Here is a 23,628-nt window from a genome sequence, read left to right on the forward strand (position 1 = left end):
GACGCCGGGAGGACCCGGCGCCCCACCCCTGCGGACGCCGTTACGCGTCGTCGTTGTCGACCCAGCTCATGAGCTTGCGCAGCTCTTTGCCCGTGGTCTCCAGGAGGTGGTTCTCGTCCTGGGTCTTGTACTCGTTGTACTTCTTCAGACCGCCGTGGTACTCGGCCATCCACTGCTTGGCGAAGGTGCCGTCCTGGATCTCGGCGAGGACCTTCTTCATCTCGGCCTTGGTGGCGTCCGTGATGATGCGCGGGCCGGTGACGTAGTCGCCCCACTCCGCGGTCTCCGAGACGGACCAGCGCATCTTCTCCAGGCCGCCCTCGTACATGAGGTCCACGATCAGCTTCAGCTCGTGGAGGCACTCGAAGTAGGCGATCTCCGGCTGGTAGCCGGCCTCGGTCAGGGTCTCGAACCCGGCCTTGACCAGTGCGGCGGTGCCGCCGCACAGAACGGCCTGCTCGCCGAAGAGGTCGGTCTCGGTCTCCTCGGTGAACGTGGTCTTGATGACTCCGGCGCGGGTGCCGCCGATGCCCTTGGCGTACGAGAGGGCCAGCTCGAAGGCCTTGCCGGTGGCGTCCTGCTCGACGGCCGCGATGCACGGAACGCCGCGGCCCTCCTCGTACTGGCGGCGGACCAGGTGGCCCGGACCCTTCGGCGCGACCATGGCGACGTCCACGCCGGCCGGGGGCTTGATGAAGCCGAAGCGGATGTTCAGGCCGTGGCCGAAGAAGAGCGCGTCGCCGTCCTTGAGGTTGTCCTTGATGGACTCCTCGTAGACCTGCGCCTGGATCGGGTCCGGCACCAGGATCATGATGACGTCGGCCTCGGCGGCCGCCTCTGCCGGGGTGACCACGCGCAGGCCCTGCTCCTCGGCCTTCGCACGGGACTTGGAGCCCTCGTGCAGACCGACGCGGACGTCGACGCCCGAGTCGCGGAGCGACAGCGCGTGGGCGTGGCCCTGGCTGCCGTAACCGATCACCGCGACCTTGCGGCCCTGGATGATGGACAGGTCGGCGTTGTCGTCGTAGAACAGCTCGGCCACTGGAAAATCTCCTTGTGTACAGGTGTTGCTGTACCCACCGTACGGCGGGCGTGAGGAAGGTGGTCACTGGGTCTCGCCATGCGGGCGAGGCCACGGCCGCTTACGCGGTGCGGTCCAGCGCGCGCAGGCTGCGGTCCGTGATGGACCGGGCTCCGCGCCCTATGGCGATGGTCCCGGACTGGACGAGCTCCTTGATGCCGAACTGCTCCAGCATCTTGAGCATCGCCTCCAGCTTGTCGCTCGATCCGGTCGCCTCGATCGTCACGGCCTCGGGGGAGACGTCGACGGTCTTGGCGCGGAAGAGCTGGACGATCTCGACGATCTGGGAGCGGGTCTCGTTGTCGGCGCGGACCTTCACCAGGACGAGCTCCCGCTGGATCGCAGCGGTGGGCTCGAGTTCGACGATCTTCAGGACGTTGACCAGCTTGTTGAGCTGTTTGGTCACCTGCTCCAGCGGCAGGTCCTCGACACTCACCACGATGGTGATGCGGGAGATGTCGGGGTGTTCGGTGACACCGACGGCGAGCGAGTCGATGTTGAAGCCTCGACGGGAGAACAGCGCGGCGATCCTGGCGAGGATGCCGGGGGTGTTCTCGACCAGGACCGAGAGCGTGTGCTTGGTGGACATGGTCAGTTGCTCCTCTGGCCTCAGTCGTCTTCGTTGTCGCCGAAGTCGGGGCGGACGCCCCTGGCGGCCATGACCTCGTCGTTGGAGGTCCCGGCGGCGACCATCGGCCACACCATGGCGTCCTCGTGGACGATGAAGTCGACCACGACGGGCCGGTCGTTGATGGCGTTGGCCTCGGCGATGACCTTGTCCAGGTCCTCGGGGCGCTCGCAGCGCAGGGCGACGGCGCCCATGGCCTCGGAGAGCTTCACGAAGTCCGGGACGCGGGTGCCCCCGCTGGCCTTGCCGTCCTGCGCGAACCCGTCCGACTCCGGGCCGCTGTGCAGCACGGTGTTGGAGTAGCGCTGGTTGTAGAAGAGGGTCTGCCACTGGCGGACCATTCCCAGGGCGCCGTTGTTGATGATGGCGACCTTGATCGGGATGTTGTTCAGGGCGCAGGTGGTGAGTTCCTGGTTGGTCATCTGGAAGCAGCCGTCGCCGTCGATGGCCCAGACGGTGCGGTCCGGCATGCCGGCCTTGGCGCCCATGGCGGCCGGGACCGCGTAGCCCATCGTCCCGGCGCCGCCGGAGTTGAGCCAGGTCGCGGGCTGCTCGTACTGGATGAAGTGCGAGGCCCACATCTGGTGCTGGCCGACGCCCGCCGCGAAGACGGTGCCCTCGGGGGCGAGCGCGCCGATCCGCTGGATCACGTGCTGCGGGGAGAGGCTGCCGTCGGCGGGGTGGTCGAAGCCCAGCGGGTACGTCTCGCGCCACCGGTTCAGGTCGGCCCACCAGGCGGTGTAGTCGCCGGTGTGGCCCTCGGTGTGCTCGGCCTGGACGGCCTGGACCAGGTCGGCGATGACCTCGCGGGCGTCGCCGACGATCGGGACGTCCGCGGTGCGGTTCTTGCCGATCTCGGCCGGGTCGATGTCCGCGTGGACGATCTTCGCGAACGGCGCGAAGCTGTCCAGCTTGCCGGTGACGCGGTCGTCGAAGCGGGCGCCGAGCGCGACGATCAGGTCGGCCTTCTGGAGCGCGGTGACGGCGGTGACCGAGCCGTGCATGCCGGGCATGCCGACGTGCTGCGGGTGGCTGTCGGGGAACGCGCCGAGCGCCATCAGGGTGGTGGTGACCGGGGCGCCGGTCAGCTCGGCGAGGACCTTCAGCTCGGCCGTCGCGTGCGCCTTGAGGACGCCGCCGCCGACGTACAGGACGGGCCGCTTGGCCTGGACGATCAGCTTGGCGGCCTCGCGGATCTGCTTGGCGTGCGGCTTGGTGACCGGGCGGTAGCCGGGCAGGTCGGTCTGCGGCGGCCAGGAGAAGGTGGTCTGCGCCTGGAGGGCGTCCTTGGCGATGTCGACCAGGACGGGACCGGGGCGGCCGGTGGAGGCGATGTGGAACGCCTCGGCGATCGTGCGCGGGATGTCCTCGGCCTTGGTGACCAGGAAGTTGTGCTTGGTGATCGGCATCGTGATGCCGACGATGTCGGCCTCCTGGAAGGCGTCCGTGCCGATGGCCTTGGAGGAGACCTGGCCGGTGATCGCGACCAGCGGGACCGAGTCCATGTGGGCGTCCGCGATCGGCGTGACCAGGTTCGTCGCGCCGGGGCCCGAGGTCGCCATGCACACCCCGACCTTGCCGGTGGCCTGCGCGTATCCGGTGGCCGCGTGCCCCGCGCCCTGCTCGTGCCTGACCAGGATGTGCCGGACCCGGGTGGAGTCCATCATCGGGTCGTACGCCGGAAGGATCGCGCCGCCGGGAATGCCGAATACCGTGTCGGCCCCGACCTCTTCGAGCGAACGGATGAGGGACTTCGCACCCGTGACGTGTTCGACGGTGGCGGCGGGCTGTCCACCGCTACGGGGCCGGGGCTGCGGATGGTGGGCCCCGGTGGCCTGCTCGGTCATCGGCAATCTCTTCTCAAGGATGAGGGTTTTGCGAGGATTTGGGCGGTTCGTGGGGTACGTCTGGGGCTGCCGGTGCAACAAAAAACCCCTCGTGCCGTGAGGCAGGCGAGGGGAGCGCGTCGGGCTTGTGTCTGCGGGGATCACTCGGTGGTGTCCCAGCTTCAGCCGACGCGCTTTCCAAGTACGAGAATTCGGGTGCGCATGGCCCTGACCCTCCCCCCCGCGCTGCATGGATGTCAAGTGGGTGGGACAGGCGTCTCGGAATGTGAGCCGATCACGGTCGGCCGTGAGCCACCCCCGAAGAGGGCCGGACGCCCCTCCCCACCAGGCACGGGGAACTCCGAGCGGACCAGCGAGCGGCGCAGCCGGTACTCGTCCAGCGGACCGGAGAAGGCCATTCCCTGCCCGTGCGTGCACCCCATGGCGCGCAGCGCCAACACCTGCTCCGGGACGTCCACCCCGTCGGCCACGGACTCCATGCCGAGGTCGCAGGCGATGCGCAGCAGACCGCTGGTGATCTTGTGCAGCCTGGCCGATTCCACCACCCCCTCGACCAGCCCCCGGTCGAGCTTCAGCACGTCGATGGGGAGCCTGCGCAGCGCGTTGATGGCGGCGTACCCGCTGCCGAAGCCGTCCAGCGCGATGCGTACGCCGAGCCTGCGCAGCGCGACCAGCCGGTGCTCCAGCTCGTCGAAGGAGATCCTGGGGTCGCTGTCGGCCAGCTCGATGACGAGCGAGCCCGACGGCAGGCCGTGCCGGGTGAGCAGGGCCTCGATGGAGCCGAGCGGCATGGACTTGTCCAGCAGGCGGCGCGCGGAGAGGCGTACCGCCACGGGCGCGTGGTGGCCCGCCCTGCTGCGCTCGGCGGCCTGTTCGACGGCCTCTTCGAGGAGCCAGCGGCCTAGTTCCGCCGTGCGGTCGCTGTCGTCGGCGACCCGGAGGAATTCGGCCGGAGTGAAGAGGATGCCCTGGGCGGAGCGCCAGCGGGCCTGGGCGGCGACGGCGGCGATGCGGCCGGTGGCGAGGTTCACGACCGGCTGGTGGAGCAGCGCGAACTCGCCGTCGTGGAGCGCGGAGCGCAGTCTGGCGGCCAGTTCGGAGCGACGGACCACTTCGGCCTGCATCTGGGGCGCGTACAGCTCGACGCGGTCCTTTCCGCCGGCCTTGGCGCGGTACATGGCGAGGTCCGCGTTGCGCATGAGGTCGGTGGGGCTGATGCCGGGCTCGGCGAAGGCGACCCCGATGGAGGCCGCGACCCGTACGTCGTTGCCGTCGATGCGGTACGGCTGGGAGAGCGTGAGCCGCAGCCGGTCGGCGATCTCGTGCACCTGGTACTCGCGGGCCGCCTGGTCGCGGGTGCCGTCGCCGACGATCAGCGCGGCGAACTCGTCGCCGCCGAGCCGGGACGCGGTGTCCCCGGCCCGTACCGATTCCTGGAGGCGGCGGGCCGCTTGGATCAGCAGCTCGTCGCCCGCTTGGTGGCCGAGGCGGTCGTTGACCCCCTTGAAGCCGTCGAGGTCGATGTAGAGCACGGCGGTGCCGGGGTCGGCGGCCCTGCGGCCGGTGAGCGCCTTGCGGACGCGCTCGGTGAACAGGGCGCGGTTGGGCAGGTCGGTGAGCGGGTCGTGCTCGGCGTTGTGCTGGAGCTGGGCCTGGAGGCGGACGCGCTCGGTGACGTCTCGGCTGTTGAAGATCAGTCCGCCCTGGTGGCGGTTGACCGTGGACTCGACGTTCAGCCAGTCGCCCGTGCCGGAGCGGAAGCGGCACTCGATGCGGGTGGTCGGCTCGTCGGCGGGTGGCGCGGCCAGGAACCTGCGGACCTCGTGGACGACGCGGCCCAGGTCCTCGGGGTGGATGATCGAGGCGAGCTCGGCGCCGACCAGGTCCTCGGCCTCGCGCCCGTAGACGCCGGCGGCGGCGGGGCTGACGTAGCGCAGTATGCCGGTGGGCGCGGCGATCATGATCACGTCGCTCGACCCCTGGACCAGGGAGCGGAAGTGGTTCTCCTTCTGGGCCAGTTCGTGAGTGAGTGCGATGTTGTCGACGAGCATGATGCCCTGCCGCACGACGAGCGCCAGCACGACCGTGCAGCCGGTGAAGAGGACCACCCGGTCGATCCTGCGGCCGTCCAGGACGTTGTAGAGGATCCCGAGCGTGCAGACGGCCGCCGCGAGGTACGGGGTCAGCGCGGCGAGCGAGCCCGCGATGGGGCGGCCCGCGTGGCGCTGCGGCCCCGGCGGCGGGCCGAGCGCCTCCGCGGCCCGGCGAGCACCCCAGGGGGCGTACGCGAGGAGCAGCGATCCGGCGAACCAGCCCGCGTCCAGGAGTTGGCCCGAGCGGTAGTTCTCGCGGAGCAGCGGCGAGGTGAACATGGCGTCGGACAGGACGGTCAGGGCGAGCGCGGCGATGGCGGTGTTGATGGCGGCGCGGTTGGCGTTGGAGCGCCGGAAGTGCAGCGCGAGCACCATGCTGACCAGGACGATGTCCAGCAGGGGGTACGCCAGGGAGAGCGCGGCCTGGGCGACGCTCTCGCCCTCGAAGTGCGCGGTGTGCGCGAGGGCCAGGCTCCAGGAGAGGGTGAGCAGCGAGCCGCCGATCAGCCAGGAGTCGAGCGCGAGGCAGACCCAACCGGCTTTGGTGACGGGGCGCTTGGCGAGGACGAGGAGCCCGACGATGGCGGGCGGGGCGAAGCAGAGGAAGAAGAGGTCGGCGAGGGACGGGCTCGGCACTTCGACGTCGAGCACGACCTCGTACCACCCCCAGACCGCGTTCCCCGCCGCGGCCATCGCGGACGAGGCGGAGAAGAGCAGCCAGGCGGGGCGGAAGCGGCTCTCGCGGGTGCGGGCGTAGAGGAAGCAGGAGACGGCGGCGGCGGACGCGGCCACGGAGAGTCCGAAGTCGCCCATGATCAGGGCCAGTTGGGGCGAGCCCCAGCCGAGGGCGGCGCCGACGGCGTAACCGGCGCAGACCAGTGCGAGCAGCAACTGCGAGAACAGCCCCGCCCCGCCGCCGGAGACCGGCTTCCGGGAGAGGAGGGCACTCTGCGCGCTCACCGGGCCGCTCCACCCGAGGGGGCGGTCTTCGCGGGGACCGTGACCCGCGTGGTCCACGTGGCTTGAATGGTTCGCGCGGCCCGTGCGGTCCGTGGGCCCGGTTCGGTCCGGGGCGTCCGCGCCGCGCGCACCGCCCCCGCGGGCCGCTCGACGGCGGGGCGGGGCGGGCTCGGTGGGGCTCCCCGGCGCCGGGCCGGTGGGTGCGCGGTCCTCGGCGTCCGGTGCGCGGCCCTCGCCGCCGTCGGTGCGTGCGGGCTTCCGGGACCGCCCGCGGCGCACCGCGGACGCGTGAGTGAGGGGCGCGGCCGACTCCGGCTTCCCCGCCGCGTCGGATCGTTCGCCCATTGGCCGTACATCACCCGTCGCCCCCCTTGAATCCTGGCTGCTCCCCCGCGCCGTTTCATGTGCGGCACAGCCCCCAGGTCGGGACGATACACCAGTCTCGTCACTCAGGGACATAGTTCCTCTACTCTCCGTGACCGTCTGCGAGGCCGTCGGCACGGGGTGCAGTCGTTCGATTTCTCTCCGTGCATCCGTGCGCCCCCGAAAGGGCTATGTGGTGGTGATTACCACGTTCTGCAACGACTCTCCCGCGGCGAATCGGGTGAGCTGACCGGCCAGCAGCCGGTGGGCCCGGGGGAGGAATGCGGACGTACTACCACCGACGTGGGGCGAAATCAGGACACCCGGAGCGTGCCACAGGGGGTGCCCCTGGGGCAGGGGTTCGGGGTCCGTGACGTCGAGGGCCGCGGTGATGCGCCCGCTCTCCGTCTCGGCGAGGAGGGCCTTGGTGTCGACGACCGGTCCCCTGGCGACGTTCACCAGCAGCGCCCCGTCCTTCATGGCCGCGAGGAAGGACGCCCCGGCCAGACCCTGTGTGGAGGCGTTGAGCGGGGTGGAGAGGATCACCACGTCGGCCTCGGGCAGCAGCGCGGGAAGCTCGCCGAACGCGTGGACGGGGCCGCGCGCGGTGTCCCGGGAGGAGCGTGCGACGCGCACCACCCGCGCGCACTCGAAGGGCGCGAGCCGGTCCTCGATGGCGGCGCCGATCGACCCGTATCCGACGATGAGTACGGACTTGTCGGCAAGTGCGGGATAGAAGCCGGACCGCCACTCCTCCCGTCGCTGTCCGTCCACGAAACGCGGGATTCCGCGGAGCGAGGCGAGGGTGAGCGCGAGGGCCAGCTCCGCCGTGCTCGCCTCGTGGACGCCCTTCGCGTTGCACAGGCGCACACCGGGGCGCAGAGCAGCAAGTCCCGGCTCCACGTGGTCGATGCCCGCCGTGAGGGTCTGCACGACCCCCACCGACGCCATTGCGGGCAGGGGCCTGGTCGCGATGGCGGAGGTCGTCATGTACGGCACGACGTAGAAGACGCAGTCGGCCGGATCGGCGGGGAAGTCGGGACCGCCGTCCCATTCGCGGTAGTTGAGACCGGAGGTCCCGGGGGCGGGGAGGCCGTTGATGTCGGCGGCGGGGAACGGGAGCCAAACGTCGGAAGTCATGGTCAGGAGGCTAGGTGAAAGGGGCACGCGACGGAGCGGGGCGGGCGGCGGAGCGGTGGGCGCGGCGAGGGCGTTGCGGGGGCGGGCGGCGCGGTGCGGTTAGCTTGGGGGCGGCACAGGGAGGGGTACGGGCAGTTGGAGCGCAGGACAATCGGTGCGGGCGCGCTGGAAGTGGGGGCGGTCGGGCTCGGGTGCATGCCGATGAGCTGGGCCTACAGCGCCTCGCAGCAGCACGGGGAGCGTTCGCTCCGTACGGTGCACGCGGCGCTGGACGCCGGGGTGACGCTGCTCGACACCGCCGACATGTACGGCCCCTTCACCAACGAGCTGCTGGTGGGGCGGGCGCTCAAGGAGCGGCGCGGGGAGGCCTTCGTCTCCACCAAGTGCGGTCTCCTCGTGGGCGATCAGCACATCGTGGCGAACGGGCGGCCCGGGTACGTGCGGCGGGCGTGCGACGCCTCGCTGCGGCGGCTCGGTACGGACGTCATCGACCTGTACCAGCTGCACCGGGTCGACCCCGAGGTGCCGATCGAGGAGACCTGGGGCGCGATGGCGGGGCTGGTGGCCGCGGGGAAGGTGCGGGCGCTGGGGCTGTGCGCGATGGGCGCGCGGGCGGCGCGCAGGACCCCGGGGGCGCGGCTGCACGACGGAACGATTCGCCTGCTGGAGCGGGCGCAGCAGGTGTTCCCGGTGAGCGCGGTGCAGGCCGAGCTCTCGGTGTGGTCGCCCGAGGCGCTGGCCGCGCTGCTGCCGTGGTGCGTGGCGCGCGGGGTGGGCTTCCTGGCGGCGATGCCGCTGGGGAACGGCTATCTGACGGGGACGCTGACCACGGGCGGCGGCTTCGAGCCGGAGGACCTGCGGGCGCGCCACCCGCGCTTCACGGCCGAGATGATGGCGGCGAACCAGCCGGTGGTGGTGGGGTTGCGGCGGGTCGCGCGGCGGCACGGGCCCGAGGTGACGCCCGCCCAGGTGGCGCTGGCGTGGACGCTGAGCCAGGGGCGGCACGTGGTGCCGGTGCCCGGGACGAAGCGGGAGCGGTGGGCCGTGGAGAACGCGGGCGCGGCGCGGCTGCGGCTGACGGCGGCTGACCTGGCGGAGCTCGCGGCGCTGCCCGCGGCGCGGGGGTCCTGGGACTGATCGGGGGCCTGGGACTGATTTGGAGTCCCGGGGCTGATCGGGAGTCCCGGGGCTGCGGGGCCGGGCGGGGCGAGCGGTGCTCGCGCGGCGGGGCGGGCCGCGTGGTCGACGGGTCCGCCCGTATTGATCGGGAACTTCGGGAACCCGGCAGGGCCGGGCGGTGTATGAACAGTAGTCGTGCAGCCGTCGAAGGGATCAATTCCGTGCAACGTCCTCCTGTGATGGCCGTATTGGCGGCCGCCGCACTGCTGATGGTCTCGGGGTGCTCGTCGGACGGCGGGAACGGCCCCTCGGCGAAGGCGGGGAAGAGCGCGTCGCCCTCGGCGCCGGGGAAGTCCGAAGGTGCCGCGCCCTCGGGCGGACCCGAGAAGGGCGACGGCCGGGCCGTGCCGCCGGACAAGGGCTCGGTCAAGGTGGTGTCCACGCTCACCGAGGGGCTCAAGTCTCCGTGGGGCGTCGCCGCGCTGCCCGGCGGCGACCTCCTGGTCTCCTCGCGCGACGAGGGGACGATCACCCTGGTCGCGGCCGGGGGCGGCAAGCAGACCCTGGTGGGCAAGGTCCCCGGGGTCGCGCCGGACGGCGAGGGCGGGCTGCTGGGCCTGGCCGTCTCGCCGGACGGGTACGCCACGGACCACATGGTCTACGCGTACTTCACCACCGCGTCGGACAACCGCATCGCGCGCATGCTGTACGACCCGAAGAAGCCGGCCGGGCAGCAGTTGGGGGCGCCGGACACGATCCTGCGGGGCATCCCCAAGGGCTCGATCCACAACGGCGGGCGGATAGCGTTCGGCCCGGACCGGATGCTGTACGCGGGCACGGGCGAGACGGGCGTGACGGGGCTCGCTCAGGACAAGGAGTCGCTGGCGGGCAAGATCCTGCGGATGACCCCCGACGGGCAGCCGGTGCACGGCAATCCGTCGGCGGACTCGGTGGTGTACTCCTACGGACACCGCAATGTGCAGGGGCTCGCCTGGGACGCGGACAAGCGGCTGTGGGCCGCCGAGTTCGGGCAGGACACCTGGGACGAGCTGAACCTGATCGAGCCGGGCGGGAACTACGGCTGGCCGACGGTGGAGGGCAAGGGCTCAAAGCCCGGGTTCGTGGACCCGGTGGCGCAGTGGAAGACGGCGGACGCCTCCCCCAGCGGCATCGCCTACGAGGAGGGCTCCATATGGATGGCGGGGCTGCGCGGCAGGCGGCTGTGGCGGATCCCGCTGGACGGCAGGGAACGATCCGCCGAGCCCCAGGCGTTCCTGAAGGAGGAGTACGGCCGGCTGCGCACGGTGGTGGCGGCGGGCGGCGGCAGGCTCTGGCTGGTCACCAGCGATACGGACGGCCGGGGCAGCGTGGATCCGGGCGAGGACAGGATCCTGGAGCTGAAGGTGCGGTAGCCGCGACCGGGTGCGCCGGCCGCGCAGGTGGACAGCCACGACAGGAAGGACGCGGTCCCGTGTTCAACATGATCGACGCGCTGTTCGCCCCTGGCCGCAAGCACACGGACGACGAGGCGAAGCGGCAGGAGCTGACCCGGGTGGACCTCGGGGACGGCGATCCGGGCAGGGGGCCGATAGACCTCTCGTCGGGCCGCGTGGTCATACGCCTGCCGGACCCCGCGCCCGAGGACGGCTCAAAGGGTCCTCAGACGGATCCGGAGGCCAGGGCCGCCTCGGAGGCGGACGGTTCGGCGGAGTCGTAGAGCCTCAGCCGGTGGGCCAGGGCGGCGGCCTCGCCCCGGCCGGAGACGCCCAGCTTGGCGAGGATGTTGGAGACGTGGACGCTGGCCGTCTTGGGTGAGATGAAGAGCGCCTGGGCGATCTGCCGGTTGCTGCGGCCCTCGGCGACCAGCCGCAGGACGTCCTGCTCGCGCGGGGTCAGGCCCAGGGACTCCGGGGTGTGGCCGCCGCCGTCCGTGCCGGGCTCCCCCGGGTCGGCGAGGTCGACGCGGGCGCGGGTGGCGAGCAGCGCGACGTCCTCGGCCAGCAGGCGCGCGCCGAGCTCCACCGCGGCGGCGTGGCCCCGGCGGAGCAGCCCCGCCGCGGTCGCGCGGTCGCCGGACGCGGCGAGCAGCGCCTCGGCCCAGCGGTAGCAGATCTGCGCGGTCTCGTAGGGGCGGGAGAGCGGGGCGAAGGCGGCCGCGGTGCGCTCCCAGTGGTCCGGGGTGTCGCGGCGCTCCGCTCGGGCCAGCTCGGCCTCCAGGAACAGGCCGTGCGCCGCCCAGACGGGGACGAACGTGGGGAGCTTCCTGGCGGCCTCGCGGATCATGGCGAGGACGGCCGGGCGGTCGTACGCGGCGGCGGGCTGGCCCAGGGCGTCGGCCTCGATCGCGGCGGCGGTGCGCAGCAGGGGCAGGGCGTAGCGCTGGGTGCCGGGCGGGAAGCCGCACTCGACGGCGCGGGCGAGTTCGGCGCGGGCGTCCAGGAGCCTGCCCTGGGTCGCCGCGATGACCATCCCGTGCCTGGCGAGCGGGACGAGGTGCTGCGGCCGGCGGTCGTGGTGGCCGAAGTAGTGCATGGCCAGGGCGAGTTGGCGGTCGGCCTCGTCGGGCTCGCCGCGTTCGAGGGCCAGCTCGGACCGGTAGGAGGCGACCAGGCCGCGGGACTTGTCGGTCTGCGAGGCGCGCTCGGCGGCTTCGATGGCCTGTTCGCACTCGCGCCAGTGGCCGAGCGAGAAGAGCGACCGGGCGAGGTTGATCTGGACCCAGGCCTCCATGTTGGGCAGGCCGTGGGCGTGGCAGACCTCGATGCCGTGCCGGGCGGCCGTGACGGCCTCCTCGGAGCGGCCGATGCTTTCGAGGGTGGAGGGGAGGTTGATGCTGGCGCGGCCCATGACACCGATGTGGCCCAGGGTCTCGGCGCGTTCGCGGGTCTCGTACATCTCGGCGATGCCCTCTTCGACGCCGCCCGCGTCGACGGTGAGCCAGCCCCGGGTGAGTCTGGCCTGGAGTTCGATGTACTCCTCGCCGACGAGCCTGGCGAACTCCACGGCGCGGTCGGCGTCGGCGAGGGAGTCGGGGCCGGGCTCGTGCAGGGCGCCCCAGGTGGCGACGGCGGTGAGGATGTCGGCGTGCACGGCGGACGGCGGGAGGCCGCGCACGAGGTCCTGGGCCGTGGCCAGTTCCTCGCGGCCGTCGCCCCTGGTGAGGTCCTGCATGAGCCGGGCGCGCTTGACCCAGAACCACGCGGAGCGCAGCGGGTCGTTCTCCTCGGCGAGCGCCCTGGTGGCCTTCTTGGCGAGGGCGAGGGCGCGCTCGCGGTCGCCGCCGTAGCGGGCGGCGACGGTCGCCTCGGCCATCAGGTCGAGGTAGCGCAGCGGGGCGGTCGCGCCCTCGGGGCAGCCGGCCGAACTGTCGGAAGGGTAGGCCTCGGCGTACTCGGCGGGCCTCAGGGTGGCCCTGACGTCCTCCGGGGCGTTGTCCCAGAGTTCCATCGCCCGCTCCAGCAGCCGCAGTTGCTCGAAGTGCGCGAAGCGCTTGCGGGCCTCGACGGACGCCTGGAGCACGGCGGGCAGGGCTTTGGCGGCGTCGTGCGCGTGGTACCAGTAACCCGCGATGCGGGTGGTGCGCTCGTCCGCGCGGACGAGCGCGGGGTCGGCCTCCAGTGCCTGGGCGTAGCGGCGGTTGAGGCGGGAGCGCTCGCCGGGCAGCAGGTCGTCGCTGACGGCCTCGCGGACCAGGGAGTGCCGGAAGCGGTAGCCGTCGCCTTCGGGGGTGGGGGTGAGGATGCTGGCGCCGACGGCCGCGCGCAGCGCCGCGATCAGGTCGTCCTCGCAGAGCCCGGCGACGGCCGCCAGGAGTTCGTGCTCGACGGTGGAGCCGCCCTCGGCGACCAGGCGCACGACCTTCTGGGCGTCTTCGGGCAGCGCCTCGACCCGGACGAGCAGCAGGTCGCGCAGGGAGTCGCTGAGCCCGTCGCAGCTGCCGCCCTCCAGGCTGCAGGCCAGTTCCTCGACGAAGAAGGCGTTGCCGTCGGAGCGGGTGAAGACGTCGTCGACCAGGCCGGGATCGGGGACGGTCGCGAGGATGCCGGTGAGCTGGCGGCGCACTTCGGAGCGGCTGAAGCGGGCGAGTTCGATGCGGCGGACGGCGCGCATCCGTTCCAGCTCGGCGAGGAGGGGGCGCAGGGGGTGGCGGCGGTGGATGTCGTCGGAGCGGTAGGTGGCGACGACGACGAGGCGGCCGCGGCGCAGGGTGCGCAGGAGGTAGGCGAGGAGGTTGCGGGTGGAGGCGTCGGCCCAGTGCAGGTCCTCGACGACCAGGACGACGGTGCGGTCGGCGGCTATGCGCTCCAGGAGGCGGGCGGTCAGTTCGAAGAGCCGGGCGGTGCCGTGCTCGCCGAGCGCCGCGCCGTCGAACTGGCCCAGTTCCGGCAGGATCCTGGCGAGCTCGCCCTCCTGGCCCGCGAACACGGCGTCCAGCTCGCCCTCGGGCAGGCGGCGACGCAGGGAGCGCAGCGCGGTGGAGAAGGGGGCGAAGGGCAATCCGTCGGCGCCGATCTCCACGCAGCCGCCCAGGGCGACGAACGCGCCCTCGCGGCACGCCTCGCGCAGGAACTCCTCGACCAGCCGGGTCTTGCCGACCCCGGCCTCACCGCCGATCAGCAACGCCTGCGGCTCTCCCGCGGTGGCGCGGGAGAGCGCGTCGGTGAGCGAGGTCAGTTCGCCGGTCCTGCCGACGAACACGGGGCTGAGGGATCGGGTCTCCACGGTGCCGAGCATCGCACACCGCCGCGGCGGACGGACCTGGGTGGTCATGCGGCGTGCGTGAACAGGTCGCGGAGCTGACTCACCCGCCCCTCCGTCGCGTGTTCCCCCTCGACGCGCACCGTGCGGCGCACGCGGCGGCCCGGTCGCGCCCGGCGGGCCAGTCGCTCGCCGTCCGCCTCGCGGATCAGCTCGGCGATGCGGATCTTCTGGAGCTCGAACTCGTACATCTGGTGTCTCCCTGGGGTGGTCGGCCCGCTTGTCGCGGGCCTCGTTCTCGATGCCTCGACTCTCGTCCCCCAGGGGGTGCGGGCACATCGGGAGAGTGCCGCATCTGCGCGGGCCCGGGGTGCCTTAGAGAGCCGGTGGGGGTGCTTAGGCGGCGGTGCGCGGCCTGAGGAGGGCGGGGCGGGGGTGTGGTGACAGGGGGCGGGCTACACCCTTCGGGCGGGAGCGGTCTCCCTCCTCCGTGCGGGAGTTGGGGCCATGGTCCGGTACGGGGGCGGATTCCTAGAGTCGGGACCGGCGGGAAGTCCGCCGGTGCTCGATCGAGGAGGTTCGGGATGAACGGCCAGGCGCGGGGCGTGAAGGACGCGACGGGCGTGAAGGACGCGAGGAGCGTGAGGAGGCGGGCCGCCGTGGGGGCCGGGGCGGCCGTCCTGGCCGCCGCCGCGCTGGTGGGGACCCTCACCCCGGCCGCCACCGCCACCGCACCCGCACCAGCGGCCGTGGCGTCCGCCACCGCACCCGCCGCGCGACAGGCCGCCCTGCGTGCGGTGGTCGACAGCGGGGCGGTGACCTGGGACCTGGCGCGGGTCGTCGAGGACGGCCGTACGGTGTGGAAGGGCGCCGCCGGAGTGTCCGACCGCACGACCGGTGCGCGCGTCGATCCGGACGGGCGGTTCCGGATCGGCAGCATCACCAAGACGTTCACCGCGACCGTCGTGCTCCAGTTGGTCGGCGAGGGCCGCGTCCGGCTGGACGCACCGGTGGAGAGGTACCTTCCCGGCGTCGTCCCGAACGGCGGGCGCATCACCGTACGGCAGCTGCTGAACCACACCAGCGGGCTGTTCAACTACACCGAGGATCCGAAGTACGTGCCGGTGGACGACGCGGGGCGGGAGCAGTGGGTGCGCTTCGGCCGCTGGCGCACGTACACCGACCGGGAGATCGTCGCCGACGCGGCGCGGCACGCGCCCTACTTCCCGCCCGGCGGGGGCTGGCACTACTCCAACACCAACTACCTCGTCGCCGGGATGCTGATCCAGCGGGTCACGGGCCGGACCTGGAACCAGGAGGTCGAGCGGCGCATCGTCCGCCCGCTGGGCCTGCGCGACACCGCCATGCCGCACACCTCGCCGCTGCTCAAGGGTCCGCACGCGCGCGCCTACACCCTGCTGCCCTCGGGCCCCGTGGACACCACGCTGCTCAACCCGTCCTCCGCCGGGGCGGGGGGCGGCGGCGTCTCGACCGCGGCCGACCTGGCGCGGTTCTACTCCGCGCTCCTCAAGGGCAGGCTGCTGCGCCCGGCCGAGGCGGCCGAGATGAAGCGCACCGTGAAGACGGGGCTCGGGGTCGAGTACGGGCTGGGGATCCAGCGGCTGGACAGCCTGAAGGGGCTCGGCTGCGGCGAGCTGTGGGGGCACACCGGCGGGATCCACGGCAGCGTGGCGTTCGTGTTCGGCGACCCGCAGGGCCGTCGGCAGGCCGTGACGGCGGGCAGCCTGTACGGGAAGGGCACGGACGCCGGGGAGGTGATCGCGCGCCTCAACGGGGCCGTGTCCTGCTGACCCGGGCCCGGGGCGCGCACCGGCCCCGGGGCCGTACGCCCGCCTGCTTCGCCTGCTTCGACTACTTCGCGCGCGCCGCGCGCCACTCCGGAGCGAGGACCGACCAGACCTGCGTGTCGTGGCGCACGCCCCGGTACACGTAGTTGCCGCGCAGGGTGCCCTCGTGGGTCATCCCGAGGCGCTCGGCGACGTTGATGCTCCCGGTGTTGCCCGCGGCGACCAGCCAGTCCACGCGGTGGATGCCGCGCTCCTCGACCGCCCAGTCGATGATGATCCGCGCGGCGCGCGTGACCAGGCCGCGCCCCGCGGCCGACGGCTCCAGCCAGCAGCCCGCCTCGGCGGTGCCCATCGCGGTGTCCATGGTGCGGAAGAGGACGCCGCCGACGAGGGTCCCGTCCTGCCAGATGCCGTACGTGCGTCCGGCGTCGCGCGCGGCCTTGTCGGCGTAGCCCTGGAGGTAGGCGCGTGCGCCGGCGACGTCCTTCGCGAAGTCGGGCAGCGGGATGAACCGGCCGATGTAGTCACGGCCGCGGTCCATCGAGGCGAAGAACTCCTCTGCGTGGTGGGGTTCCAGGGGGCGCAGCTCGGCGCCGTCGTCTCCCAGGGATATCGCGAACATCGGTTCCTCCGCCCGTCACGGCACGAGCAGTTCCTCGTCCTCGCCCGCGCGCTGTCCGGGGATCTTCCCACGGGCCGCGGCGCGGCACTCGGGCGGTTCGATGCTGATGCGCGGCAGCCTGCGGTCGAGCCAGCCGGGCAGCCACCAGTTGGCGCCGCCGAGCAGGTGCATCAGGGCGGGCACCAGCAGGGTGCGCAGGACGAACGCGTCCAGTGCGACGGCGGCGGCCAGCGCGATGCCGAACATCGCGATGACCCGGTCCCCGCTCAGCACGAACGCCAGGAAGACCGAGATCATGATCACCGCGGCGGAGTTGATCACCCGGCTGGTCTCCGCGAGGCCGACCCGGACCGCGCGCCGGTTGTCGCCGGTCTCCAGCCACTCCTCGTACATCCTGCTGACCAGGAACACCTGGTAGTCCATGGAGAGCCCGAAGAGCACCGAGACCATGATCACGGGCAGGAAGGGCTCGATGGGGCCCGCGCTGCCGAGCCCGAGCAGTTCGCTCCCCCAGCCCCACTGGAAGATCGCGACGACGATCCCGAAGGAGGAGGCGACCGCCGCCACGTTCATCGCCGCGGCCTTGAGCGGGATGCCGATCGAGCGGAAGGCGAGCAGCAGCAGGACGCAGCCGAGCGCGATGACCGCGCCGACGAAGAGCGGCAGCTTGCCGACGATGACCTCGGCGAAGTCGTCGTAGGAGGCGGTGACGCCGCCCACGTGGACCTTCAGCGAGCTGCCGCTCTCGGCGCGCGGCAGGACGTCGGAGCGCAGCCGGTCGACCAGCTCGCTGGTGTCCTGGGACTGCGGGGACGACGTCGGTACGACGGTGACGACCGCGGTGTCCTTGGCGCCGTTGTAGGCGACGGGACCCACGGAGGCGACGCCGTCGGCGGCGCGCAGCGCGGCGGGCAGCCGGTCCATGGCGGCCTGGTCGGCGGGGCCGCGCAGTTCGGCGGCGAGCGTGAGGGGGCCGTTGACGCCGGGCCCGAAGCCGTCCGCGAGCAGGTCGTAGGCCTTGCGGGTCGTCGCGGTCGCGGGGTTGTTGCCCTGGTCGGACGTGCCGAGGTGGAGCGAGAGCGCGGGCAGCGCGAGGACCGCCATCACGACGGCCGCGAGCGCGCCGAGCAGCTTGGGGCGCCGCTCGACGAAGGCGGCCCAGCGGGCGGCGAACCCGGTGGGCGTTTCGGGCCCGGGGCCGTGTTCGGCGAGGTGGCGGCGCTCGCGGCGGCTCAGCGCGCGCGTCCCGATCAGCGAGAGCAGCGCGGGCAGCAGGGTCACGGACGCGGCGACGGTCAGGACGACGGTGAGCGAGGCGGCGACGGCCACGCCGTTGAGGAACGACAGCCGCAGGATCAGCATGCCGAGCAGCGCGATGCAGACGGTGGCGCCCGCGAAGACCACGGCGCGCCCGGTGGTGGCCGTCGCGCTGACGGCGGCCTCCTGGACGGTGAGGCCGCGCCGCAGGCCCTTGCGGTGCCGGGTGACGATGAACAGCGCGTAGTCGATGCCGACGCCGAGCCCGATGAGGGTGCCCAGCATGGGCGCGAAGTCGGCCACCGTCATGGCGTGGCCGAGCAGGGTGATGCCCGCGTAGGCGGTGCCGACGGAGACCAGTGCGGTGGCGATGGGCAGCAGGCTCGCGGCGAGCGAGCCGAAGGCGAGGAAGAGCACGACGGCGGCGACGGCGACGCCCACGACCTCGGCGAGGTGCGCGGACGGTGCCTCGGTGAGCGCGACGACGCTGCCGCCCAGCTCGACCTGGAGGGTGTCGGTCGCGGCGGCCTTCGCGGTGTCGACGACGGCCCGCGCACGGGCGGGTGCGATGTCGTCGGCCTGCTCGTCGAAGGCGACGTCGGCGTGGGCCGTGCGGCCGTCCGCGCTGATCCGCGCGGCGCCCCCGGTGCCGTCGGGGCCCGGGTCGTCGGAGCCGTAGGGGCTGGTGACCGAGGCGACGCCGGGCAACTCGGCGATGGCGTTGAGCGCCTTGGTCACGCGGTGGCGCACCTCGGCGTCGCGGACGGTCGTGCCGCCCCCGGCGTGCCAGACGACGGTGGCCGTGTCGCCGCCGCCGCCGGGGAAGCCCCGGTCGAGCAGGGCGGTGGCGCGGCCGGACTCGGTGCCCGGCACCTGGTAGTCGTTGGAGTACGCGGAACCGGCGAGACCGGCGGCGACGCCCGTGCCGACGAGGGCGGAAAGCCAGAGCAGTACGGCTGTGAGGCGGTGCTGTACGCACCACCGGGCGATGGCTGCCAACGGATGTGCTCCCTGAGCGGTTCGTGGATCTTTGACCGGGAACAGCCCGCAAAGAACGCATGACCTACGCAGGGTCACTCTGGCAGCCAATCGTGATCGTTTGCCCCTTTCGTGGGTTTACTCACAGCTGTACGGATCCGGGGCCCGATGAGGTGCGGATCCAGTACCCGCGGAGGTACGGGTCCAGTCCCCTCGGAGTGCGGGTCCGGCACCCGCGCGGCGGCGCGGGTGCCGGACCCCGGCCGGTCAGCCGGAGACGCTGGCCCTGCCGTTCTCGATGTGGCCCATGAGGCGCCTGCGGAAGCCGCCCTCCGCCGTGACCTCCAGGTCGTACCAGCCGTGGGTGCGGTCGGTGGAGTGCGCGACGATGCGGCTGCGGCCCGGCCGCACCGTGATGCGCCGCACCCGCTCGTCGTCGGTGTAGCCGATCGTCTTCACGGTGAAGGTCAGCGTGCGCCGGCCCCGGTTGGCGAGCGTGAGGTGCAGGTCGCGCCCGCGGTGGTTGATGTACGAGGTGACCTCGGCGGCGGAGTCGGCGGCTCCGGCGAACTCGCGGCGGAAGCCGTTGGGGCCCGTGATCGTGAAGCGGTAGCGCCCTTCGGCGAGCCCGGTAAGGGGCACCCGCCATTGGGCCGTGCCCCTTACGTCCTGGTGCTGCGGGACGGCGAACTCCCCGGCGTACGGGTAGAGCGCGAAGTGCGCGCTGGCGCGCCCGGTGTTGCGCAGGAAGACGGTGAGGGCGCCGCCCTTCGCCTTGCTGTCCGCGTCCGGCCGGTAGGGCAGCGGACGCGCGCGGCGCACGCCCTCCTCCTGGACCGGCATGTGCTGCTCGGCCGGGGGCACGGGCCGCCAGCGGCCGGTGAAGGGCGGGATCTCGCCGGGCTGCTCGACGGCGGGCTGCCGGTGGCCGCGCCGGAAGTCGAACGCCGAGGTGAGGTCGCCGGTGACCTGGCGCCGCCAGTCGGTGATGTTGGGCTCCTCGATGCCCGTCCAGCGCTCCAGGAAGCGGATGACCGAGGTGTGGTCGAAGGTCTCGGAGCAGACGTATCCGCCGACCGACCAGGGCGAGACGACGAGCAGCGGGACGCGGATGCCGAGCCCGGTGGGCCTGCCCTGCCAGCGCTCCTCGGTGTCGTCCGCGGGCGGCACCGGCGGCGGGACGTGGTCGAAGAAGCCGTCGTTCTCGTCGTAGTTGATCAGTACGACGGTGCGCCGCCAGACGTCGGGGTGGGAGCCCAGCGCGTCGAGGATCTTGTAGACGAGGGTCGCCGAGGCGATCGGGGACGAGGAGCCGGGGTGCTCGGAGTCGATCGCGGACGGCACCAGGTAGGAGACCGCGGGCAGCTTCCCGGCCGCCACGTCGGCGCGGAAGGCGTCGGCGAGGGTGCCGGACTCCACGCGCCGCAGGCCCCGCTCGAACAGCGAGCGCTCCTGCTTCGTGAGCGTCTTGACGCCCTCCTCCAGGAGGCCGAGCAGCCGCGCCCGCTCGGCGGCGTCCCCGGTCTCGCGCACCTTCGCGTAGAAGGACTCCATGAAGGTGTGGCCGCCGGTCCTGGCCAGCGCCTTGCGCGCGATCTTCTTGAAGGTGGTGAAGAACTCGATGTTGTTGTCGGTGAAGTTCTCCCACTCCGTGTACGTCTTCCAGCTCAGCCCCGCCTTCTCCAGGCGCTCGGCGTAGGTGGGCCACGGGTAGCCGGGGTGGGTGCCCTCCGCGTACGCGGCGTTGCTCACCGCGCGCGAGCCGTCGGCCTCGAAGCCGGTCCAGCCGCTCCACAGGTGGTTGCGGTTGGGGCTGGTGGAGGTGTGGACGGAGGAGTGGTACGCGTCGCAGACGGTGAACGTGTCGGCGAGCTCGTAGTGCAGGGGGATGTCGGAGCGGTCGTAGTACGCCATGGTGGCGGCGGTCTTCGCGGAGACCCAGCCGTCCATCCAGCCCTCGTGCCAGGCCTTGGCGCCGCCGTTCCAGGAGTGGTCGAGGTCCCCGATGTACTGGAGGTCCTTCTTCTGCGTCTCGGCGGCGCCGCGCACCGGGAACGGCAGCACGGTGCGGCCGAGCGGGCCCGGCTGCTCGAAGACGGGCTTGCCGGTGGGGAGTTCGATGGCGTTGCGGTCCCCGAAGCCGCGGACACCGCGCAGCATGCCGAAGTAGTGGTCGAAGGAACGGTTCTCCTGCATCAGGATCACCACGTGCTCCACCGCGTCGAGACCGCCCTCCAGCGGCTCGGCGGCCAGCGCCGTCTGCAGCGAGGGCGGAAGCAGCGAGCCGGCCGCCGCGGCGCCGATGGCGCCCGCCCCGAGCGCGAACATCCGCCTGCGTGAAATCTCCGGTGACAAGCCCGACCTCCCAGTCGAAAGCCAATGGTCAGTGTGTGAGCCATTGGACGGTACGGCCCGGACGGTAGTGAGGGCGAGTGGACTGGAGAAGACCTCGCGACTGCTGTGGAGTGAACGTCCAAGAGGCGCCGCGAAGAGTCCAAGTCACCTGCCGCCCACCGGGTTGTCAGTGGCGGCTGCGACGATGTGTTCATGGAGAACATGACCGCCGCGGACGTCGCGGAGCTCGCCCACACCTACTTCACCTCGCCCGAGGCGCACTTCGGCAAGCCCCCGGCCGAGGTGGCCAGGTACGGCAACATGGGCACCCTGCCCGACCGCAGGGAGACCTTCCGGCGGGTGTACGAGGCGGTGGTGGGCCGGATCGGCGAGCCGACGCTCCTCGGCGGCTCAGCGGACGGCCCCTCGGTGCGCTGGCGTTCGGACGAGCGGCTGGTGCTGCTCGCCGCCGACGGTTTCGCGGTACGGCTCTCGGTGCACGTCACGGACGAGCTGGAGGGCGAGGAGAACCGCACGTTCAAGTGGGGCGGCGCCTGGTCGGCGAACGAGCCGCACGACTTCGACATGCTGCCCTACATATGGCAGTTGGACCGCGAGGGCCCCGGTACCGCCCCGTCCTTCTGGCCCGGCGGACGGCTCGCGGCGTGCTGGGAGCACCTGGAGGAGGCGCTGCGGCTGATGCTGGCGGCCTGGGCCGAGCAGATTCCCGTACAGGTGCCGGGCGACTGGGCGAGCTTCAGCCTCCTGGTCAAGCCGGACGGCAGGCGGCGGCTGCTCGTCTCCCTCCAGGACGACGAGCTGTTCCTGCGCATCGACGACAGGACGGGCGAGGACACCCCGGAGCGGGCGGCCGAGATGAAGGAGCGCGGCTGGCAGGTGCGGACCGCTTACGACTGGGAGGCGACCTTCCCCGAGCCCGACGAGAAGACGGCGGCCGCGGCGGCCCGGCTCATCGTCGCCGAGGTGCGGGCGCGCGGGGCCCAGGAGGTCAAGGACCTGGAGCCGTACGACGTCAGCTGCAACGACCACGGCATCTTCACCCTGCCCGGCCTGGGCGTCGGCCGCGACGGCGACTGGTAGGACGTACGGCGGAGGGGCGGCCGCACCGCGTGGTGCGACCGCCCCTCCGCCCCGACGTCCGTGGAGCCCACGGAGCGGGCGCGGGCCTCAGCCCTCGACGCCCAGGCGCTCCAGGATCAGCTCCTTGACGCGCGCCGCGTCCGCCTGGCCTCGCGTGGCCTTCATGACCGCGCCCACCAGCGCGCCCACGGCCGCGACCTTGCCGCCGCGGATCTTGTCCGCGATGGCCGCGTTGCCCGCGATGGCCTCGTCGACGGCGGCGGTCAGCGCGCCCTCGTCCGAGACGACCTTCAGGCCGCGCTTCTCGACCACGGCGTCCGGGTCGCCCTCGCCGCTCAGCACGCCCTCGATGACCTGGCGGGCCAGCTTGTCGTTGAGGTCGCCCGAGGCGACGAGCGCGGTGACCCGGGCGACCTGCGCCGGGGTGATCGCCAGCTCGTCCAGCGCCTTGCCCTGCTCGTTGGCGTTGCGGGCCAGCTCGCCCATCCACCACTTGCGGGCCTGGTCGGCCGGGGCACCCGCGTCGATCGTGGCGACGATCGGGTCGACCGCCCCCGCGTTGAGGATGGACTGCATGTCGTGCTCGGACACGCCCCACTCCTCGCGGAGCCGGTTGCGCCGGGCGCGGGGCATCTCGGGCAGCGCGGCGCGCAGCTCCTCGACCCACTCGCGGGCCGGGGCGACGGGCACCAGGTCGGGCTCCGGGAAGTACCGGTAGTCCTCGGCGTTGTCCTTGATGCGCCCCGACGTGGTGGAGCCGTCCTCCTCGTGGAAGTGCCGGGTCTCCTGCACGATCGTGCCGCCGCCGTTCAGGACGGCCGCGTGCCGCTGGATCTCGAAGCGGGCGGCGCGCTCGACGGAGCGCAGCGAGTTGACGTTCTTCGTCTCGCTGCGGGTGCCGAACGCCTCCGTCCCGTTCGGGCGGAGCGACAGGTTCACGTCGCAGCGCATCTGGCCCTTGTCCATGCGCGCCTCGGAGACGCCCAGCGACTTGATGACCTCGCGCAGCTCGGCGACGTACGCCTTGGCGACCTCGGGGGCCCGCTCGCCCGCGCCCTCGATGGGCTTGGTGACGATCTCGATGAGCGGGATGCCCGCGCGGTTGTAGTCGAGCAGGGAGTGCGAGGCGCCGTGGATGCGGCCGGTGGCACCGCCGACGTGCGTCGACTTGCCGGTGTCCTCCTCCATGTGGGCGCGCTCGATCTCCACGCGGAAGACCTCGCCGTCCTCCAGCTGGACGTCCAGGTAGCCGTTGAAGGCGATCGGCTCGTCGTACTGCGAGGTCTGGAAGTTCTTCGGCATGTCCGGATAGAAGTAGTTCTTCCGGGCGAAGCGGCACCACTCGGCGATCTCGCAGTTCAGCGCGAGACCGATCTTGATCGCCGACTCGACGCCGATCGCGTTGACGACCGGGAGCGAGCCGGGCAGGCCGAGGCAGGTGGGGCAGGTCTGCGAGTTGGGCTCGGCGCCCAGCTCGGTCGAACAGCCGCAGAACATCTTGGTCTTGGTGCCGAGTTCGACATGGACCTCAAGGCCCATGACGGGGTCGTACGCCGCGAGGGCGTCCTCGTACGACACCAGTTCAGTGACGGTCACGGT

Annotated in this window: 16 protein-coding genes; 5 read left to right on the forward strand and 11 right to left on the reverse strand. The window is 72.3% G+C overall.

All coding sequences use genetic code 11. The annotated features are described in order from the left end of the window. Nucleotides 1-40: 40 nt before the first annotated feature. The 5 genes from ilvC to ACIBNE_RS15930 form a co-directional block, all read right to left on the reverse strand. Entirely contained in the window at nucleotides 41-1,042 is a 1,002-nt protein-coding gene (gene ilvC, locus ACIBNE_RS15910; protein WP_399271793.1) for a ketol-acid reductoisomerase, read from the reverse strand. A gap of 100 nt (nucleotides 1,043-1,142) precedes the next feature. Next, nucleotides 1,143-1,670 (reverse strand): acetolactate synthase small subunit, encoded by a 528-nt coding sequence (gene ilvN / locus ACIBNE_RS15915; protein ID WP_399271795.1) that lies wholly within the window; start codon nucleotides 1,668-1,670, stop codon nucleotides 1,143-1,145. A 20-nt stretch (nucleotides 1,671-1,690) separates the two neighbouring features. After that, on the reverse strand, nucleotides 1,691-3,556 hold the full coding sequence (locus ACIBNE_RS15920) for an acetolactate synthase large subunit (protein ID WP_399271796.1): 1,866 nt from the start codon (nucleotides 3,554-3,556) through the stop codon (nucleotides 1,691-1,693). Nucleotides 3,557-3,792: 236 nt separating this feature from the next. Next, nucleotides 3,793-6,609, reverse strand: a complete 2,817-nt coding sequence (locus ACIBNE_RS15925; protein ID WP_399271799.1) for a putative bifunctional diguanylate cyclase/phosphodiesterase — start codon at nucleotides 6,607-6,609, stop codon at nucleotides 3,793-3,795. A gap of 552 nt (nucleotides 6,610-7,161) precedes the next feature. Further along, entirely contained in the window at nucleotides 7,162-8,112 is a 951-nt protein-coding gene (locus tag ACIBNE_RS15930; RefSeq protein ID WP_399271801.1) for a 2-hydroxyacid dehydrogenase, read from the reverse strand. A gap of 135 nt (nucleotides 8,113-8,247) precedes the next feature. Here ACIBNE_RS15930 and ACIBNE_RS15935 point away from each other — a divergent pair, with 135 nt between their 5' ends. From ACIBNE_RS15935 to ACIBNE_RS15945, 3 genes are all read left to right on the forward strand, one after another. Next, complete coding sequence (locus ACIBNE_RS15935) at nucleotides 8,248-9,249, forward strand: aldo/keto reductase (RefSeq protein ID WP_399271802.1); 1,002 nt, start codon at nucleotides 8,248-8,250, stop codon at nucleotides 9,247-9,249. Nucleotides 9,250-9,470: 221 nt separating this feature from the next. Next, nucleotides 9,471-10,643 carry a PQQ-dependent sugar dehydrogenase gene (locus tag ACIBNE_RS15940; protein WP_399271804.1) on the forward strand — a complete coding sequence of 391 codons (1,173 nt, stop codon included), beginning with the start codon at nucleotides 9,471-9,473 and terminating at the stop codon, nucleotides 10,641-10,643. A 68-nt stretch (nucleotides 10,644-10,711) separates the two neighbouring features. Then, nucleotides 10,712-10,948 (forward strand): DUF6191 domain-containing protein, encoded by a 237-nt coding sequence (locus tag ACIBNE_RS15945; RefSeq protein WP_399272924.1) that lies wholly within the window; start codon nucleotides 10,712-10,714, stop codon nucleotides 10,946-10,948. Here ACIBNE_RS15945 and ACIBNE_RS15950 read toward each other — a convergent pair. Continuing rightward, nucleotides 10,891-14,001 carry an AAA family ATPase gene (locus ACIBNE_RS15950; protein WP_399271806.1) on the reverse strand — a complete coding sequence of 1,037 codons (3,111 nt, stop codon included), beginning with the start codon at nucleotides 13,999-14,001 and terminating at the stop codon, nucleotides 10,891-10,893. The genes ACIBNE_RS15945 and ACIBNE_RS15950 overlap by 58 nt on opposite strands. Next, nucleotides 13,998-14,180 carry a hypothetical protein gene (locus ACIBNE_RS15955; protein WP_399271808.1) on the reverse strand — a complete coding sequence of 61 codons (183 nt, stop codon included), beginning with the start codon at nucleotides 14,178-14,180 and terminating at the stop codon, nucleotides 13,998-14,000. The genes ACIBNE_RS15950 and ACIBNE_RS15955 overlap by 4 nt, the downstream gene beginning before the upstream one ends. 333 nt (nucleotides 14,181-14,513) lie before the next feature. Between ACIBNE_RS15955 and ACIBNE_RS15960 the strand changes: the two genes are divergently transcribed. Then, nucleotides 14,514-15,740: a serine hydrolase domain-containing protein gene (locus tag ACIBNE_RS15960; RefSeq protein WP_399271810.1), complete on the forward strand. Its 1,227-nt coding sequence runs from the start codon at nucleotides 14,514-14,516 to the stop codon at nucleotides 15,738-15,740. Nucleotides 15,741-15,801: 61 nt separating this feature from the next. Here ACIBNE_RS15960 and ACIBNE_RS15965 read toward each other — a convergent pair whose 3' ends face one another. From ACIBNE_RS15965 to ACIBNE_RS15975, 3 genes are all read right to left on the reverse strand, one after another. After that, on the reverse strand, nucleotides 15,802-16,359 hold the full coding sequence (locus ACIBNE_RS15965) for a GNAT family N-acetyltransferase (RefSeq protein WP_399271812.1): 558 nt from the start codon (nucleotides 16,357-16,359) through the stop codon (nucleotides 15,802-15,804). 15 nt (nucleotides 16,360-16,374) lie between these two features. After that, a complete protein-coding gene (locus ACIBNE_RS15970; RefSeq protein ID WP_399271814.1) occupies nucleotides 16,375-18,615 on the reverse strand; it encodes an MMPL family transporter in 2,241 nt (746 codons plus the stop codon). A gap of 246 nt (nucleotides 18,616-18,861) precedes the next feature. After that, entirely contained in the window at nucleotides 18,862-20,922 is a 2,061-nt protein-coding gene (locus tag ACIBNE_RS15975; RefSeq protein WP_399272926.1) for a phosphocholine-specific phospholipase C, read from the reverse strand. 219 nt (nucleotides 20,923-21,141) lie between these two features. Between ACIBNE_RS15975 and ACIBNE_RS15980 the strand changes: the two genes are divergently transcribed. Then, nucleotides 21,142-22,029 (forward strand): hypothetical protein, encoded by an 888-nt coding sequence (locus ACIBNE_RS15980; protein WP_399271816.1) that lies wholly within the window; start codon nucleotides 21,142-21,144, stop codon nucleotides 22,027-22,029. 87 nt (nucleotides 22,030-22,116) lie between these two features. Here the strand turns inward: ACIBNE_RS15980 and gatB are convergent, their stop codons facing one another. Next, on the reverse strand, nucleotides 22,117-23,625 hold the full coding sequence (gene gatB, locus ACIBNE_RS15985) for an Asp-tRNA(Asn)/Glu-tRNA(Gln) amidotransferase subunit GatB (protein WP_399271818.1): 1,509 nt from the start codon (nucleotides 23,623-23,625) through the stop codon (nucleotides 22,117-22,119). Nucleotides 23,626-23,628 lie beyond the last annotated feature (3 nt).

Source organism: Streptomyces sp. NPDC050504 (assembly GCF_044458065.1).
Classification (GTDB): Bacteria; Actinomycetota; Actinomycetes; order Streptomycetales; family Streptomycetaceae; genus Streptomyces.